Origin of the sequence: Variovorax sp. V15 (assembly GCF_041154425.1) — a bacterium.
Lineage (GTDB): Bacteria > Pseudomonadota > Gammaproteobacteria > Burkholderiales > Burkholderiaceae_C > Variovorax > Variovorax guangxiensis.
In genome coordinates, this window is the sequence record NZ_AP028659.1 from 4,262,429 (window position 1) to 4,278,493 (window position 16,065).

At 68.4% G+C, this 16,065-nt stretch carries 17 protein-coding genes; 7 read left to right on the forward strand and 10 right to left on the reverse strand.

Annotated elements, in window-relative coordinates:
* Positions 1–19 precede the first annotated feature (19 nt).
* From ACAM57_RS20245 to ACAM57_RS20270, 6 genes are all read left to right on the forward strand, one after another.
* Complete coding sequence (locus ACAM57_RS20245; protein WP_184636500.1) at positions 20–1,150, forward strand: sterol desaturase family protein; 1,131 nt, start codon at positions 20–22, stop codon at positions 1,148–1,150.
* Entirely contained in the window at positions 1,150–1,938 is a 789-nt protein-coding gene (locus tag ACAM57_RS20250) for a YaeF family permuted papain-like enzyme (RefSeq protein WP_369658654.1), read from the forward strand. The genes ACAM57_RS20245 and ACAM57_RS20250 overlap by 1 nt, the downstream gene beginning before the upstream one ends.
* Positions 1,935–3,164: an NAD(P)/FAD-dependent oxidoreductase gene (locus ACAM57_RS20255; protein ID WP_369658655.1), complete on the forward strand. Its 1,230-nt coding sequence runs from the start codon at positions 1,935–1,937 to the stop codon at positions 3,162–3,164. Before ACAM57_RS20250 ends, ACAM57_RS20255 begins: the two co-directional genes overlap by 4 nt.
* A 269-nt stretch (positions 3,165–3,433) precedes the next feature.
* Entirely contained in the window at positions 3,434–3,646 is a 213-nt protein-coding gene (rpsU, locus tag ACAM57_RS20260) for a 30S ribosomal protein S21 (protein ID WP_007833691.1), read from the forward strand.
* Positions 3,647–3,754: 108 nt separating this feature from the next.
* Entirely contained in the window at positions 3,755–4,204 is a 450-nt protein-coding gene (locus ACAM57_RS20265) for a GatB/YqeY domain-containing protein (RefSeq protein WP_369658656.1), read from the forward strand.
* Between the two features lie 2 nt (positions 4,205–4,206).
* Positions 4,207–4,677, forward strand: a complete 471-nt coding sequence (locus ACAM57_RS20270; RefSeq protein WP_369658657.1) for an NUDIX domain-containing protein — start codon at positions 4,207–4,209, stop codon at positions 4,675–4,677.
* A 17-nt stretch (positions 4,678–4,694) separates the two neighbouring features.
* Here the strand turns inward: ACAM57_RS20270 and ACAM57_RS20275 are convergent, their stop codons facing one another.
* Positions 4,695–5,450 carry a sulfite exporter TauE/SafE family protein gene (locus ACAM57_RS20275; protein ID WP_369658658.1) on the reverse strand — a complete coding sequence of 252 codons (756 nt, stop codon included), beginning with the start codon at positions 5,448–5,450 and terminating at the stop codon, positions 4,695–4,697.
* Positions 5,451–5,552: 102 nt separating this feature from the next.
* Between ACAM57_RS20275 and ACAM57_RS20280 the strand changes: the two genes are divergently transcribed.
* A complete protein-coding gene (locus ACAM57_RS20280) occupies positions 5,553–6,464 on the forward strand; it encodes a LysR family transcriptional regulator (protein ID WP_126018232.1) in 912 nt (303 codons plus the stop codon).
* Here the strand turns inward: ACAM57_RS20280 and ACAM57_RS20285 are convergent.
* From ACAM57_RS20285 to ACAM57_RS20325, 9 genes are all read right to left on the reverse strand, one after another.
* Positions 6,448–7,449: an SDR family oxidoreductase gene (locus ACAM57_RS20285; protein WP_369658659.1), complete on the reverse strand. Its 1,002-nt coding sequence runs from the start codon at positions 7,447–7,449 to the stop codon at positions 6,448–6,450. The two genes, ACAM57_RS20280 and ACAM57_RS20285, sit on opposite strands and share 17 nt — an antisense overlap.
* Positions 7,446–8,348, reverse strand: a complete 903-nt coding sequence (locus tag ACAM57_RS20290; RefSeq protein ID WP_369658660.1) for a bile acid:sodium symporter family protein — start codon at positions 8,346–8,348, stop codon at positions 7,446–7,448. The genes ACAM57_RS20285 and ACAM57_RS20290 overlap by 4 nt, the downstream gene beginning before the upstream one ends.
* Positions 8,349–8,372: 24 nt before the next feature.
* Positions 8,373–9,710, reverse strand: coding sequence for a flavin-containing monooxygenase (locus ACAM57_RS20295; RefSeq protein ID WP_369658661.1), 1,338 nt, complete (start codon positions 9,708–9,710; stop codon positions 8,373–8,375).
* Positions 9,707–10,528 (reverse strand): SDR family oxidoreductase, encoded by an 822-nt coding sequence (locus tag ACAM57_RS20300; RefSeq protein WP_369658662.1) that lies wholly within the window; start codon positions 10,526–10,528, stop codon positions 9,707–9,709. Before ACAM57_RS20300 ends, ACAM57_RS20295 begins: the two co-directional genes overlap by 4 nt.
* Before the next feature lie 114 nt (positions 10,529–10,642).
* Positions 10,643–11,692, reverse strand: a complete 1,050-nt coding sequence (locus tag ACAM57_RS20305) for an NAD(P)-dependent alcohol dehydrogenase (protein WP_369658663.1) — start codon at positions 11,690–11,692, stop codon at positions 10,643–10,645.
* Positions 11,693–11,731: 39 nt separating this feature from the next.
* Positions 11,732–12,844 carry an ABC transporter ATP-binding protein gene (locus ACAM57_RS20310; protein WP_369658664.1) on the reverse strand — a complete coding sequence of 371 codons (1,113 nt, stop codon included), beginning with the start codon at positions 12,842–12,844 and terminating at the stop codon, positions 11,732–11,734.
* 47 nt (positions 12,845–12,891) lie between these two features.
* Positions 12,892–13,743 carry a carbohydrate ABC transporter permease gene (locus ACAM57_RS20315; protein ID WP_369658665.1) on the reverse strand — a complete coding sequence of 284 codons (852 nt, stop codon included), beginning with the start codon at positions 13,741–13,743 and terminating at the stop codon, positions 12,892–12,894.
* Entirely contained in the window at positions 13,740–14,633 is an 894-nt protein-coding gene (locus ACAM57_RS20320; RefSeq protein WP_369658666.1) for a carbohydrate ABC transporter permease, read from the reverse strand. The genes ACAM57_RS20315 and ACAM57_RS20320 overlap by 4 nt, the downstream gene beginning before the upstream one ends.
* Entirely contained in the window at positions 14,633–15,877 is a 1,245-nt protein-coding gene (locus ACAM57_RS20325) for a sugar ABC transporter substrate-binding protein (RefSeq protein WP_369662458.1), read from the reverse strand. The genes ACAM57_RS20320 and ACAM57_RS20325 overlap by 1 nt, the downstream gene beginning before the upstream one ends.
* Positions 15,878–16,065: the final 188 nt, after the last annotated feature.

The following is a 16,065-nucleotide window of genomic DNA, read 5'->3' on the forward strand; positions in this document are numbered from 1 at the left end:
GAAGAGAGAGAGGCGGGGCATGCTGGACATCGACAAGCTCAACGAATTCACCCAGAACCACGGCGAGCTGCGCCGCGGACAGGGCCTGGTCACCGGCACCATCGCACTGAGCCTGGCCATCCTGTGCTTCCTGGGCGTGCTGGCCTTCCACTTCCCGCAGTACCTCACGACGCCGGAGTTGCGCAAGAGCTACAACGTAGACGTGATGCGCATGATCCTGCTGGCGGCGCTGGTCGTCTCGGGCGGGCTCTCGCTGGTCAACATCATCTTCAACCGCTCGCGCTGGCTCTCCTCGGCCGCGTTCCTGCTGGTGGCGGCCTCGGCGCTGCTCGGCGGGCACAAGGTGCCGGTGCACGACTTCGCGGACAACACGCCCTACATCGGGCTCGACTGGTTCATCCTCGACCTGCTGGGCTCCTCGCTGATCTTCATCTTCATCGAAAAGCTGTTCGCGCTGCGCAAGGACCAGCCGGTGTTCCGCGAGGAGTGGCAGACCGACTTCCACCATTTCGTGGTGAACCACATGATCGTGGGCTTCGTGCTGCTGGCCACCAACCTGATGGTGCACAAGCTCTTCGGCTGGGCGGCCAACGACGGCATCCGGGGCTGGGTGAGCAACCTGCCGTTCTGGGCGGGGCTGCTGCTGATCATCCTGGTGGCCGACCTGGTGCAGTACTGGACGCACCGCGCCTACCACGAGGTGCCCGTGCTGTGGCGCCTGCACGCGGTGCACCACAGCGTGAAGAGCATGGACTGGATGGCCGGCTCGCGCCAGCACATCCTCGAGCTGCTGATCACGCGCACGCTGGTGCTGGCGCCCATCTACGTGCTGGGCTTCAGCAAGGACGTGATCGACGCCTACATCGTGGTGGTGGGCTTCCAGGCGGTGTTCAACCACTGCAACGTGAGCGTGCGGCTCGGCCCGCTGCGCTACCTGATCGTGACGCCCAACTTCCACCACTGGCACCACAGCCAGGACCAGGAGGCGCTCGACAAGAACTACGCGGCGCACTACGCCTTTCTCGACTACATCTTCGGCACCGCCGTGAAGAGCACCAAGCTCTGGCCCGAGAAGTACGGCGTGCTGGGCGACTACGTGCCCAACGGATTCTTCAAGCAGCTGAAGTTCCCGTTCGTCTGGAAGGGCTGATGCGCATCGCTTTCCGTTCCGCCGCGGCCATTGTTGCCGCGGGCGCCGCCCTGCTGCTGTCGGCCTGCGCCACACGGCTCGACCTGCCGACCAAGGACACCGGCCTGCGCCTGCGCGTGCAGAGCTCGGTCATCGCGCCGGGCAACGGCGGCGAGCTCATCGCCGCCGACGCGCTGGCGCCGGGCGACATCCTGCTGACCTCCATCGCCACGGTGAACTCCTTCGGCATCCGGCTGGGCACCTTCTCGCCGGTGAGCCACGCGGTGCTGTACCTGGGCAACGGCCAGATCGCCGAGGCCGTGGGCACGGGCGTGCGCGCGCGGCCGCTCTCGGAGGTGGTCGACGAGGAACAGATGGTCGTGGCCTTCCGCGTGCCGGGCGTGGACGACGCCGGCGCCGCGCGCATGCGCGAATGGGCGCTGTCGCAGGTCGGCACCAGCTACAACACCGTGGGCGTGCTGCTGAACGCGCCCTTCGTGCTGAACCGCCGCCTGTGCGAACTGCCGCTGGTGCCCACCGCCGTCAGCCACTACTGCATGAGCGGCCTGGCCATGGTGCAGCTGGGCGCGAGCCGCGACGACCAGTTCTTCTGCTCGCAGTTCGTGCTGGAGGCCTACCGCCAGGCAGGCATGCCGATCACCAACGCCGACCCGCGCTGGGTGAGCCCGGCCGACCTGCTGCACATGCGCGAGGGCGACGTGCCCTCCATCGCCGCCACGCAGCCGCTGCGCTACGTGGGCCACCTGAAATACAACCCGCCGCCGCTGCTCGCGGCCGATGGACCTTGAGCGCGGCGGAGTTCGACGTCGTCGTGATCGGCGCCGGGGCCGCGGGCCTCTTCTGCGCCGGCGTGGCGGGCCAGCGCGGGCTGAAGGTGCTGCTGGTGGACCACAGCGAGAAGGTGGGCGAGAAGATCCGCATCTCGGGTGGCGGACGCGCCAACTTCACGAACCGCGACCTGGACGTGCGCGCGCCGCAGCGGCACTTCATCAGCGACAACCCGAATTTCTGCCGCTCGGCGCTGTCGCGCTATGCGCCGCAGCAGTTCATCGAGCTGGTGCAGAAGCACGGGATCGCCTTCCACGAGAAGCACAAGGGGCAGCTTTTCTGCGACGGCTCGTCGCAGCAGATCGTCGACATGCTGCTGGCCGAATGCGAGGCGGGCGGGGTCGAGCGCTGGCAGCCGTGCAGGATCGGGGAGATTGCATTTTCCGCCGGTAATGCAAATGGGACGGGAGCCGGCAGCTATCGAATCGAGAGCAATCGGGGGCCGATCGAGACGCCGAAGATCGTGGTCGCGACCGGCGGTCTGTCGATCCCGCAGATCGGCGCCAGCGACTTCGGCTACCGCATCGCCGAGCAATTCGGGCTGCGGATGGTCGCGCCCCGGCCCGCGCTGGTGCCGCTGACCTTCGGCGGCGACGCCTGGGCGCCGTATGCCGAACTGGCTGGCTTGGCGCTGCCGGTGCGCATCGAGACCGGCGCGAAGAAGGAAAAGACAGCCTTCCTCGAAGACCTGCTCTTCACCCACCGGGGCCTGTCGGGCCCGGCGGTGCTGCAGATTTCGAGCTACTGGAAGCCCGGCGCCCCGCTGACCATCGATTTCGCCCCCGGCGTGAACGTGGCCGAGGCGCTGGGCGAGGCGAAACTGCGGTCGAAGAAACGCATCGCCAACGAGCTGGCCGCGCTGGTGCCCTCGCGGCTGGCCGATGCCTGGGTCGGGCAGGCCCCTGCCCTGCAGCGGCCGGTGAACGAGGCGGCCGACAAGGCGCTGGCCGCGCTTTCGGAGCGCATCGCGCGCTGGCAGATCGTCCCCAGCGGCACAGAAGGTTACAAAAAGGCCGAAGTCACGGCCGGCGGCGTCGACACCCGCGACCTGTCGTCGCAGACCATGGAATCGAAGCAGCCAGGCCTGTATTTCATCGGCGAAGTGGTCGACGTGACGGGCTGGCTCGGCGGTTACAACTTCCAGTGGGCCTGGGCCAGCGCCCATGCGTGCGCCCAGGCCCTCTGACCTTCTCGCCCCCTTCAGAGACACCGAGGAACCGGCTTTGCCGGGCCTCAGGTGTCGCCCCCGGCGAGGGGGTTGGCGAAGCGACACGAAGTGCGCGAAGCCTGGGGGAGTGCCATTTCCGCCTGGGGGAGTGCCATTTCCGCCTGGGGGAGTGCTATAATCGCGGGCTAACTCTGGCCTCCCCTCAACGGCCGCAAAAGTTTTCAGTTGAGGAACCCCGGCTTGGGGCCTCGATCTCTCCAGGCCAAATTCATTTCAACGATTCATCAATGACCACCATCCGCGTTAAAGAAAACGAGCCCTTCGACGTCGCACTGCGCCGTTTCAAGCGCACCATCGAAAAGCTCGGCCTGCTGACCGACCTGCGTGCCCGCGAGTTCTACGAGAAGCCGACCGCCGAGCGCAAGCGCAAGAAGGCAGCCGCGGTCAAGCGCCACTACAAGCGCGTGCGCAGCATGCAGCTGCCCAAGAAGCTGTACTAAGCGACACCCCGGCGGCGGGCCCCAGACGAAAGTCGGCCCGGTCGCCTCGTTGCCTCAGCCGCGCCAGGGAAACCTGCCGCGGCTTTGTTTTTTCCGAAAGGTTGCCGAATGACTATCAAAGAACAGATCACCGAAGACATGAAGACGGCGATGCGCGCCAAGGACTCGGAGCGCCTGGCCACCATCCGCCTGCTGCTGGCCGCGATGAAGCAGAAGGAAGTCGACGAGCGCGTGGAGCTCGACGACACCATGGTGGTCGCCATCGTCGACAAGATGGTCAAGCAGCGCAAGGACTCCATCGCCGCCTTCACCACCGGCGGCCGCACCGACCTCGCCGACAAGGAAGCCGCCGAGATCAAGGTGCTGGAGGTCTACCTGCCCCAGCGCATGGGCGCCGACGAGGTCGCCGCCGAGGTGAAGGCCATCGTGGCCGAACTGGGCGCCAAGGGCCCGGGCGACATGGGCAAGGTGATGGCCGTGGTCAAGACCCGCCTGGCCGGCAAGGCCGACATGGGCCAGGTCAGCGCAGCGGTCAAGGCCGCTCTGACGGGCGCCTGAGCATGAACGCCGGCAGCCCGAGCGTCACCATCCCCAAGGCCTGCGCCTGCCTGATCGACGCACGGGGCCGGCTGCTGGTCTTCCGTCATCCCGAGGACGGCAACATGCAGCTTCCCAAGGGCACCATCGAGCCCGGCGAATCGCCCGAAGTGGCGGTTCGCCGTGAGTTGCTCGAGGAATCCGGCATCGACTACGCCGGCGAGCTGCAGTCGCTGGGCACGCTGGAGCGCGAATGCGAAGCCGGTGTCGAAGGCAACACGCATCGCCACCCGCAGCTGTGGCACCTGTTCCTGATGCGCGCCGAGAGCGCCCTGCCCGAGAGCTTCACCCACACGGCCACGGGCAGCCCCGAGGAAGAGGGCCTGGTGTTCCTCTTCAGCTGGCTCGATGCCGGCGACGCGCTAGACGACTTCGCCCTGCCCTATCGCCAGACCATCGAGCGCGTGCGCACCGCCCTGGTGCTCGCGGCCTGACTGGAAGAAGCGCCTCATCAGGCCGCGGCCCGCACGGCCATGTAGAGCCCCAGCAGCGCCAGCCCGATCAGGAAGCAGCGCCGGAACACCGCCACCGACAGCCGCTTGCGCAGCCAGGTCCCGAGCACCATGCCGCCGATGGCCGGCGCCAGCATCGCGATCGAGCCTCCGATCGCCGACACCGGATACCCGCCGTTCCCGGCCAGCCCGACGGCCAGCACCACCGTCGAGGTGGTGAACGAGATCCCCATCGCCTGTATCAGCGAATCGCGCTGGAACCCCAGCGCCTGCAGGTACGGCACCGCCGGCACCGCGAACACCCCCGTCACCGCCGTCACCAGCCCGGTGACCACGCCCACCAGCGGCCCGATCCAGCGCGCCTGCGAGTCGCTCACATGCAGCTGCCGCCCGGACAGCCCCCAGAGCGCATAGACGACCAGCGCCACCCCAAGCGCGAAAGAAGCCCAGGCACCCGCCGGCACGCCCAGCCATAGCGCCCCGGCCAGCGTGCCGATCACCACGCCCACCTGCATGCCGCCGATGCGCCGAAGCACCGGCATGAAGGTCGCGCGGGGCCCGGTCTGCCAGATGTTGGTGACCAGCGAGGGCACGATCAGCAGCGCAGCCGCCTGCGCCGGCGACATCCACAGCGCGAGCAGCGCCATCGACACCGTCGGCAACCCGAGGCCGACCACGCCCTTGATCACTCCGGCCAGCAGGTACACGGCCGTGGCGGCGGCCCAGAAAGCGGTTGCGTCGATCGGATGCGTCATCGGACGCCGACTCTGCCAACGAAGCCCGCCGCCGCAAATGCGGGATTCGCGAAGCAGGCCTCAGTCTCAGGCTGAGGCTCCTGGTGCACACTCCGCCCAACCATGCGATTCGACCTCACCGACCTGCGGCTCTTCATCCACGTCGTCGAGGCCGGCAGCCTCACCGCCGGCGCCGGGCGCTCGCACATGACGCTGGCCTCCGCCAGCCAGCGGGTGCGCGGCATGGAAGACGCCCTCGGCAGCCCCCTGCTCACGCGCCACGCACAGGGCGTGAAGCCCACCGAAGCCGGCCGCACGCTGCTGCACCATGCGCGCGTCGTGCTGCAGCAGATGGAGCGCCTGCGCGGCGAACTCGGCGAATACGGCCAGGGCCTCAAGGGCCACGTGCGCTTCATGTGCGGCACCTCGGCGCTGACCGAGCACCTGCCCGAGGTGCTGAGCCGCTTCCTCGCCGAGCATCCGCGCATCTCGGTCGACCTGGAAGAACGCCCCAGCCCCGACACGGTGGAAGCCCTGCGCGCCGGCCTGTGCGACATCGGCATCGTCTCCGACGCCATCGACAGCGAGGGCCTCGAATGCCATCCCTTCCGCCGCGACGACCTCGTGCTGGTGATGCCGCGCGGCCACGCACTGGCTACCCGGCGGCGCCTGAAGCTGGCCGAGGTGGTCGACAGCGAATTCGTCGGCCTGCCCGCCGACAGCGCGCTGCAGCAGCTGATCACCCAGCACGTGCGCGCCTTGGGCAGGCATCTGGCCTACCGCGTGCGCGTGCGCAACTTCGAGGCGGTCTGCCGGATGGTCGAGTACGGCATCGGCGTCGGCATCGTTCCGCAGACTGCCGCCGAGCGCTGCGCCCGCTCGATGAAGATCGCGCGCGCCTCGCTCGCCGACGCGTGGGCCGAGCGCACGCTGATGGCCTGCGTGCGCTCGTCGGAAGACCTGCCGCTCAACGCGCGGCGCATGCTCGACTACCTGGTCGCGCCGCCTCCCGACGAGGTCAGGAAGCTGCAGTGACCGGCCGCCCCAGCCGCGCCCGCGCCGCCACGAAGGCGTCGAAGGCTTCGCTGCTGGTCTTGCTCGGCACGTAGCCGAAGCGCTCCTTCAGCGCGGTGTTGAGCAGCACCGGCCGGTAGCGCAGGAAGTCGAGCTGCTCCGGCCCGTAGCGGCTCACGCCCAGCGCCGAACCCACCGCCAGCGCGGTTTTCAGCACGCCGGCCGGCCAGTCGACCGCGCTCTTGCCGAGGCGCGAAGCGATCTCGTGGATGCCCAGCGCGCCGTCGCCCGCGAGGTTGTAGCAACCGGGCGGCGCACCGCCGAGCGCATGCGCGATGGCGCCGGTCACGTCCTCGTCCCAGATGAAGACGAAGGGGCTCGCGCTGCCGCGTATCGCGATGAGCCGCTTCTTCTCGAACAGCGCCGTGATCTGGTTGTCCACCCGCTCGCCGAGAATCGTGCCGATGCGCAGCACGGTCTGCGCCAGCGCGGGATGCCGGGCGCGGTAGTCGGCCAGCATCTCCTCCACCTGCCGCTTGTGGTCGGCGTAGGCGAACACCGTGTTGCCGCGCAGCGGCTGCGACTCGGTGATCCACGCCGGGTTGTCCGCGTGGTAGCCGTAGGCCGCGCCGCTGGACGACACCACGATGTGCCGCACATCGTTCGCCACGCAGGCTTCGAGCACATTGCGCGTGCCGCCCACGTCCACCGAATGCTCGAAGGCGCGGTTCGAATCCTTGCCGGGCGTGACGATGGAAGCGAGGTGCACCACCGTGTCGATGGCGTGGTCGGCGATGGTCTCGGCGATGCGCGAATCGCGTACGTCCAGCTGCCGGTAGGTGACGCCCATGAGCTGCCGGTCCGGCGGCACTTCGCGCACGTCGACCGCGACCAGCGCCTCCAGCGTGCCCTGCTGCGCCAGGGTGGCGAGCAGGCTGCGCCCCAGGAAGCCGTCGGCCCCGGTCACCAGCACGCGACGCGCCACGATGCCTTCGCCGCCGCTCATGGCTTCGCGGGCTTGCGCCCCCACCAGCTCGCCAGTGCGAGGCCCGCGATGATGTCCCAGAAGCCCCATACGCCCGCCACCACGGCCATGCCGCCGAGCCCGCCGAAGAAGCTGAAGATCAGCACCAGCCCGAGCCCCGAGTTGCGGATGCCCACCTCGATGGACACCGCGCGCCGGTCGTAGTCGCCCAACCCCGAAAGCCGCGCGCAGATGTATCCCGTTCCGAAGGCCAGCGCGTCGTGGATCACCACCGCCAGCAGCACCAGCCCCACGTAGTCGAGGAAGAAGCGCCAGTTGCCCGCGATGGCGCCGATGATGAACACGATCAGCGCGACGAAGCTCAGCACGCCCACCGGCTTCTTGATGCGCGCCGTGAGCGCCGGCAGCCTGTGCGCGCAGGCCACGCCCAGCACGAAGGGAATGCCGATGATCGCCACGATGTGCCCCAGCATGTCCAGCGGATCGAGCGCGATGGTCTTCAACAGCGCCGAGGCCGTCGGATGCAGCCCGCCCCAGAAGGCGAAGTTCAGCGGCATCACCACGATGGAGATCGCGTTCGAGATCGCCGTCATCGACACCGACAGCGCCACGTTGCCGCCCGCGCGGTGCGTGAGGATCTGCGAGATGTTCCCCGGCGGGCAGCAGGCCACCAGGATCATGCCCAGCGCGATGCTCGGACCCGGCTTGAGGATCAGCGTGAGCACGTAAGTCACGGCCGGCAGCACGATGAACTGCGCGCCGATGCCCACCGCCATCGCGCCGGGCATGCGCGCCACGCGCTTGAAGTCCTCGATGCGCGTGTCCAGCGCGATGCCGAACATCAGGAAGCCCAGCACCACGTTGAGCAGCACCAGCGAGGCCGGATTGAAATGCAGGCGTATCTCGTCGACAGGCAGCATGCGGAGGGCCTCCTTCGTTTTTCTTCAGGTGGGGTCGGCCAGCGCCGCGGCGGCGTTGCGCACGGCCGCGCGATAGGTGTCCTTGTGCACGTAGTACGCCATGCGCTCCAGCTGCAGGTACTTGAAGCCGCCCGACAGGTCGGGCGCCGGCCCCTGCGCCGCCGTGCGCAGCGCCGATGCTTTCGCCGAGCCGGCAGCCTGCGCGCGGAAGTAGCGCGCCACCAGTTCGGCCTGCTCGTAGCGGCCCTGCCAGCCGATGCCGCTGGCCTCGATCATCCCGAGCACCGCGATGTTCTCGAAGCGCGGCGAGAAGATGTTCAGGTACAGCCGCGGCGCCATGCCCTGCCAGTTCAGCAGCTCGCGGTCGATGAACGGGTAGTGCAGCGCGTAGCCGGTGGCAGCGAGGATCAGGTCGTAGTCGCGCGCGCCGCCGTCCTTGAAGTGCACCGTATGCCCGTCGAGCCGCGCGATGTCGCCGCGCACGCCGATGTCGCCGTGGCCCACGTGGTGCAGCACCAGCGAGTTCACGATGGGGTGCGACTCGTACATCCGGTAGTCGGGCTTCGGGAAGCCGAAGCGCACCGGATCGCCGGTGAACCACTTGAGCACCGTCGAGTCGATGCGCTGCTTGAGCCATGGCGGCAGCGGGCGCTTGCCGCCCAGCGTGTCGGCCGGCTTGCCGAACACGTACTTGGGCACGAAGTAGTAGCCGCGCCGCACAGAGATGTCGACGCTCCTCGCGTAGTGCACGGCATCGACCGCGATGTCGCAGCCCGAGTTGCCCGCGCCGACGATCAGCACGCGCTTGTCCTTGAAGAGCTCGGGGTGCTTGTAGTCGCTGGTGTGCAGCAGCTCGCCGTCGAAGTGGCCGTCGAAGCTGGGCCGCTTGGGCTCGGCGAGCGTGCCGTTGGCGATGACCACGCCCCTGTACTCGGCCGTCTCGATGGTGCCTTCGGCATCCTCGGCGGTCACGAGCCAGTGCGTGCCGGGCGAATCGCTCACCGGCTCGACGCGCAGCACGCGCGTGTTGAAGCGGAAGTGCTCGCGCAGCCCGAAGCGGTCGGCGAAGTCGCTGAAGTAGCGGCGCAGTTCGCGGTGGCTCGGGTAGTCGGCCACCGTGTCGGCCATCGGGAACTCGCTGAACTCGGTGGTGCGCTTGCTCGAGATCAGGTGCGCGGAGTGATAGACCGTGGAACGCGGGTTGGAGATGTCCCACAGCCCGCCCACGTCGCCATGCGCCTCGAAGCCCTGGAACGGCACGCCGTGCTTCTGCAGGTTGCGTGCGCCGGCAAGGCCGGAGGGGCCGGCGCCGATCAGCGCGATCTGTTCGTGGGTGGGTACGGCGTCGTTCGGCGTCGTCATCGGGTCGGAGGCTCCTTGGGAAGTCCGGGAATTGCAGTGGCGCCCGCCTCGCCCACGCGCGGCTTGCGCGGCTGGCCGCGCAGCAGGCGGTCGTGCAGTTTCTCCGGCAGCAGGTCGAGCGCCTTCGACAGCCAGCCGATGCGGCGCGGCAGCACGATCTTCTCGCGCCCCGACGCGACCGCAGCGAGCAGCCGGTGCGCGGCATCGTCGGCTTCGAGCAGCCCCGGCATTGCGAAGCGGTTGCCGGCGGTGAGCGCGGTGCGGATGTAGCCCGGGCTGACCGTGTGCACCGTGAGCCCCGTCTCTCGCAACTCGGCGCGCAGGCTTTCCAGGTAGCGGATCAGGCCGGCCTTGCTCGCGCAGTACGCGCCGTTGCCCGGCATGCCGCGCCAGCCGGCGATGCTGGCCATGCCGACGAGCGCGCCGCGCCGCTGCGCGCGCATCGCGGCGACGAAAGGCTGGAAGGTGGTGGCCGCGCCCAGCAGGTTGATCTCGAGCATGCGGCGGAACACGGCCAGGTCGTCGGCCTGGGCGGTGTCGTAGCCGCCTGCGACGCCGGCATTGGCGATCACCAGGTCGGGCGCGCCGGCCCTGGCCATCCAGTCGACGGCCAGGGCCTGCATCTGCGGCCCGTTCGACACGTCGGGCGTGTAGACCGCGCAGCGCCCGGGTGCCAGCGCGGCCAGTGCTTCCAGTTTTCCGGCATCGAGCCCTGCCAGCGCAACCTGCGCTCCTTCTTCGATCAGCTCGCGTGCAAGCGCCTGGCCCAGGCCGCCGCAGGCGCCTGTGAGGACTACGTTGCGAAACTGCAGGGGCATCGGCTCGCGGTCTCCGGGTGGCAAAACCCGGCCACTGTAGCCGCGCATGCGCGCCCCGCCCCCCGGCATTTCCCCTTGCCCCGGCGGCCGCCGGAACGGGGCTTCAGGAATGCGTCAGGCTTCTGCGCCCTGCGGAAACTCGATCTGTATCTTCACGTCGCCCGCGCGCCCCGCCGCGGCTTCCTCGAAGGCCCGCACGCCATCGGTGAACGCGAAGGTGCGCGAGATGAAGGGCTTGACGTCGACCTGCCCCGAGGCGATCAGCGCCAGCGCGCGCGGGAAGATGTTGGCGTAGCGGAACACCGACTCGATGCGAACTTCCTTCGACTGGATCGCGACGATGTCCATCGGCACCTTGCCGCCGGGCATGCCCACCAGCACCAGGCATCCGCCGGGGCACAGCAGGTCGACGATGCCCTCGAAGGCGCGCGCGCTGCCGCTGGCCTCGAAGACCACGTTGGCGCCCCAGCCGTCGGTGAGCGACTTCACGGCCTCGGCGAGGTCGGTGCCGCGCACGTCGACGGTCGTCACCGCCGGGTTGCTGTCGAAGAGCGCCAGCTTCTCGGGCACGAGGTCCGCGAGGATCACGCGCGCCGCGCCGCCCGCGAGCGCCGCCAGCGCCGTCATCGCGCCGATGGTGCCGGCGCCGACGACCACGGCCACGTCGCCCGGCTTCAGCGCCGCCTTCTTCGCGGCCTGCAGGCCGATCGACAGCGGCTCGACGATGGCGCCCTCGCCGAAGCTCACGTTGTCGGGCAGCCGGAAGGTGAAGGCCGCCGGGTGCACCACGTAGGGCGTGAGGCAGCCGTGGATGGGCGGCGTGGCCCAGAAGCGCACGGCGGGGTCGAGGTTGTAGATGCCTTCGAGCGTGGCGCGCGAATCGGCCGCCGGGATGCCGGGCTCCATGCACACGCGGTCGCCGGGCTTGAGGTGCGCGACCTCGGCGCCCACCTCCACCACCGTGCCCGATGCCTCGTGGCCGAGGACCATCGGGTCCTCCACCACGTAGGGGCCGATGCCGCCGTGCTGGTAGTAGTGCACGTCGCTGCCGCACACGCCCACGGTGTGCATGCGGATCTTCACGTCGCGCGGCCCCATGTCCAGGGGCAGTTCGACGTCGCGCAGCCTGAGCTCATGCGCCTTTTCCAGAACCAGTGCTTTCATGTATTCGAGTCCTTGAATGGGTGTTGTCTGTGTCGTCGGTCAATGCAATGAGGTGCCGGCGCGCAGCAGCGAGGCGCCGGAGTCCATGTCGAAGAGGTGCACCTGCGCCGGGTCGGCCACGAAGCGCACGCGCTCGCGCAGCCCCGGGCACTGCGCGGAGGGCACGAGCGCGGCGATCTCGCCGTCGCCCTGTCCGAAGCTCACCAGCACCTCGTTGCCGAGGTACTCGATGAGCTGCACCTCGCCGTGGAAGCCGCCACCCTGCCCTTCGCTGGCGTCGGGGTGCAGGTGCGCGGGCCGCACGCCGAGCGTGACGCGCTTGCGGCCTTCGAGCGCGAAGCGGTGCGCGTCCACCCACACGGTGCCTTCGCGGCCGGCGAGTTCGATGGTTCCGGTGGCCACCCCGTCGTCGCGCACATCCATCTCCACCAGATTCATCGGCGGCGTACCGATGAAGCCCGCCACGAAGGCCGAGCGCGGCCGCTCGAAGATCTCGCGCGGCGAGCCAACCTGCTCGATGCGCCCGTCGCGCAGCAGCACGATGCGGTCGGCCAGCGTCATCGCCTCGTGCTGGTCGTGGGTCACGTAGACGGTGGTGGTCTTCAGCGCCTGGTGCAGGCGGGCGATCTCGATGCGCATGTGGTTGCGCAGCTTGGCGTCGAGGTTCGACAGCGGCTCGTCGAAGAGGAACACCTTCGGCGTCTTGATCATCGCCCGCGCGATCGCCACGCGCTGCTGCTGACCGCCCGAGAGCTCGGTGGGCTTGCGCTGCAGGTAGCGCTCCAGCCCCAGCGTGTCCGACACCTCCTTGATGCGCGTGTCAATCTCGGCCTTGGGCACCTTCAGCCGCTTGAGGCCGAAGGCGATGTTGTCGCGCACGCTCATGTGCGGATAGAGCGCGTAGTTCTGGAACACCATCGCGATGCCGCGCTCCTGCGGCGGCAGGTCGTTCACCCGCTGGCCGCCGATCATGAGGTCGCCGCCGGAGATGTCTTCCAGGCCCGCGAGCATGCGCAGGATGGTCGACTTGCCGCAGCCCGAGGGGCCGAGAAACACGACGAACTCGTTGTCGGAAACGTCGAGGTCGAACCGGTGGACGACCTGCGTATCGCCGTAGCGCTTGATGATGTTGTGACAGCTGATTGCGGACATGTCGTTCTTCAGGGAAATGGGTTGTGCGCGGTGGTGCATGCCGGGGCTCATGCCGCGTCGCGCTTGCGCTTGAACACCGCGTTGAGGAAGCCGCTGAGCACGCCGACCATGAGCAGCGGCGGCAGCGACAGCAGGATGACGGAGGCATTCAGGATGCCCCAGGGCACGTCGCGCCCGAGCTGGCTCAGCTCCGAGGCCACGATGGGCAGCGTCTTCGCATCCGAAGTGGTGAGCATCAGCGCGATGAGGAACTCGTTCCACACCAGCACGAAGCCGAAGGCGATGGCGCCGATCAGCGAGCGCGCGGCGATCGGCAGCGCCACCTTGAAGAAGATCGCGTAGGGGCCGTAGCCGTCGACGCGGCCGGCCTCCTCCACTTCCTTGGGTACCGCCTTGAAGGCGGGAATGGCGAGCCAGATCACGGTGGAGAGCGTGAGCAGCGTGTAGGTGACGACGAGCGCGATGCGCGTGTCGTACAGCTCCAGCTGCAGCCAGATCACCATCAGCGGAATCGCCACCGCCACCGGCGGCAGGAAGCGCATCGAGAGCACGAAGAACTGGATGTCGTTCGCCCAGCGCAGCGGATAGCGCGCGAGCGCGTAGGCCGCAGGCAGCCCGAGCACCGCGCCCGCGATCACCGCCGCGCCCACCACCACGACGGAGTTGAGCAGCCCCTGCGCCACCGCCTCGCGGCTCAGCACGTAGACGTAGTTCTCCAGGGTGGGCGTGAAGAAGAACTTGGGCACGGCCGAGACGATGTCGACCCGGTTCTTGAACGAGTTGAGAAAGGTCCACAGCACCGGCACCAGCGCCGAGAGCCCGGCCAGGACCAGCACCAGCCGCGCGAGCAGCGTGCCGAGGGACAGCTTCTTCGTTTTCCTGTTGGGGGATGCGCTCATTTCGGCCGCGTCCATTTCCAGATGTAGGTGAAGGCCACGGTCGAGGCGATCATCATCAGCACCGCCATGCCCGAGGCGTACGAGATGCGGCCCGACTCGATGAAGCCCTGCGAGAAGGCGTACATGTCCAGCGTCTCGGTCGAGATGCCGGGGCCGCCGCGGGTCATCACGTAGATCAGGTCGAAGGCGCGCAGCGACTCCACCATCTTCACGAAGCACAGGCTGACCAGCGGCGCCTTCAACATCGGCAGCGCGACGTAGGCGTACACCTCCCAGGTCTTCGCGTGGTCCATGCGCGCGGCCTCGAAGGGCTGCGGCGGCAGGGTTTCGAGCAGCTTCAGCACGATGACCGCGAAGAACAGGCCCCACTGCCACACGTCGACGAAGGCCACGGTCAGCAGCGCGGTCACCGGGCTGGCGAGCAGGTCCAGCGGTTCTCCGGTGACGGCCTTGTACGGCCAGGTCAGCAGTCCGAACAGCGGGTGGAAGGCGAACTTCCACACGAAGGCCGCCGACACGCGCGGCAGCAGCACGGGCACGATGAACAGCATCGACAGCACGTTGCGCCAACGCGCGGTGGTGCACTGGAACATCAGCACGCCCAGCAGCACCGCGAGGCCCATGGTCGCGCTGACCGTCAGCACCTCCCACACCAGCGACACGCGCACCGAGTTGAGGAAGCGCCGGTCCGAAAAGAGCTGGATGTAGTTCGACAGCCAGACCCAGGCGGTGTCGGCCTGGCCCAGTTCGCGGTCCTGCAGCGAGATGCCGATCGCGAAAAGGGTGGGCACCAGCGCCAGCACTGCAAGCACCAGCAGGCCGGGCCCGATGAAGACGAGCGGCAGCCGGGTTGCCGTCGCCGTCTTCTTTTTCTTCTCCCTGAGCGTCATTACTTCTTGCGCCGCGCGACCAGTTGCTTCGCGTAGGCATCGAGTTCGTCGAGCCCGGCCTTGATGTCGGTGCGCGAGCCGGTGATCAGCTCTTCGAGGATGATCCCCCAGCGGTCGCCGAGGTCGGGCCAGGCCGGGTCCTGCCAGAAGTTCACGGCCGTGACCTTGCCAGTGTCGGCCAGCGCCTTGCCGAGGTCGGCGCCGTAGCGCTTGGCGAACTCGGGGCTGGCCAGCACGCTGGTGCGGTTGAGTTCGCCGAACTGGCCTTCGGCGAGGCGGCGCTGCTCCTGCTTCTTGGAAGTGGCCCAGGCGACAAACAGGCCGGCGCACTTCTTGGCCTCCTCGGTCTTGTTGGCCTTGGCGCCGATGGCCAGGCCGTGGCCGTAGCCGCCGCCGGTCAGCGGTGCGGGTGGCGGCAGGTAGGCGATCTTGCCGATCACGGTCGACATCTTCGGGTCGAGCGCGTTGCCGGCCAGCGGAGTCGACTCGATCAGCATCGCCACCTTGCCTGCGAGGAAGGCGCCGGTGGATTCGTCCCAGCCGCCGGTCTTGGTGCCGGGCGCGGAGTACTTGAAGAGATCGAGATAGGTCTGCGTGGCCTTCAAGGCCGCGGGCGAGTCGAACACGGGCTTGTCGCCGTCGAACCACTGGCCGCCGTAGCCACGGAAGAAAGGCATCCAGCGCCACACATTGGCGCCCGAGCCGCGCTGGCCGCGCAGCGCCACGCCGTAGACGCCGTTGGCCGGATCGTTGAGCTTCTTCGCGGCCTCGGCGAATTCCTCCAGCGTGGTCGGGGGCTTGATGCCGGCCTTCTCCAGCAGGTCCTTGCGGTAGACCAGCAGGTCGCCGCCACCGGTGAGCGGCGCGAACCAGACCTGGCCGTCGAAGGTCGCGACCTTCTGGCGGCCGGGGTCGAAGTCGGCGTAGTCGTAGTCGGCGGGGTAGTACTTCGCCAGCGGCACGATCCACTTCGACTGGGCGAACAGCGGCACATTGGCCTCGTCGACGTAGTACACGTTGTACTTGCCCACGGTCGAGGCGTCTGCGCGGGTCTTGGTGCGGCGGTCGTTCTCGTTGAGGTTGTCGATGTTGAACGAGGCGCCGCTCAGGGCCTTGAACTCGTCCTTGTACTTTTCGAGCAGGGTCAGCCCGTCGCGGGGCTGGGACAGGACGCGCAGGTCCTCCTTGCAGACCTGCTGGGCCTGGGCCGCGCCGCCCCATGCGGCCAGCGCCGCCAGCAGCATCGCGCAGCCCTTGAGCCGGTGCCGGTTTTCTTGAACAGCCATCGTTTTGTCTCCTTTGAACCTGTCGCGAATTGCCGGCGGATCGCGGCGGAAACAGGTGGAACGAAGCGTAGGCAGCGGCGGCGCGGCGCCGCGTACACGCGAGCCGGGGCACTGGTATTTTCATGACCAGCCTGCTTGGGGTTTTG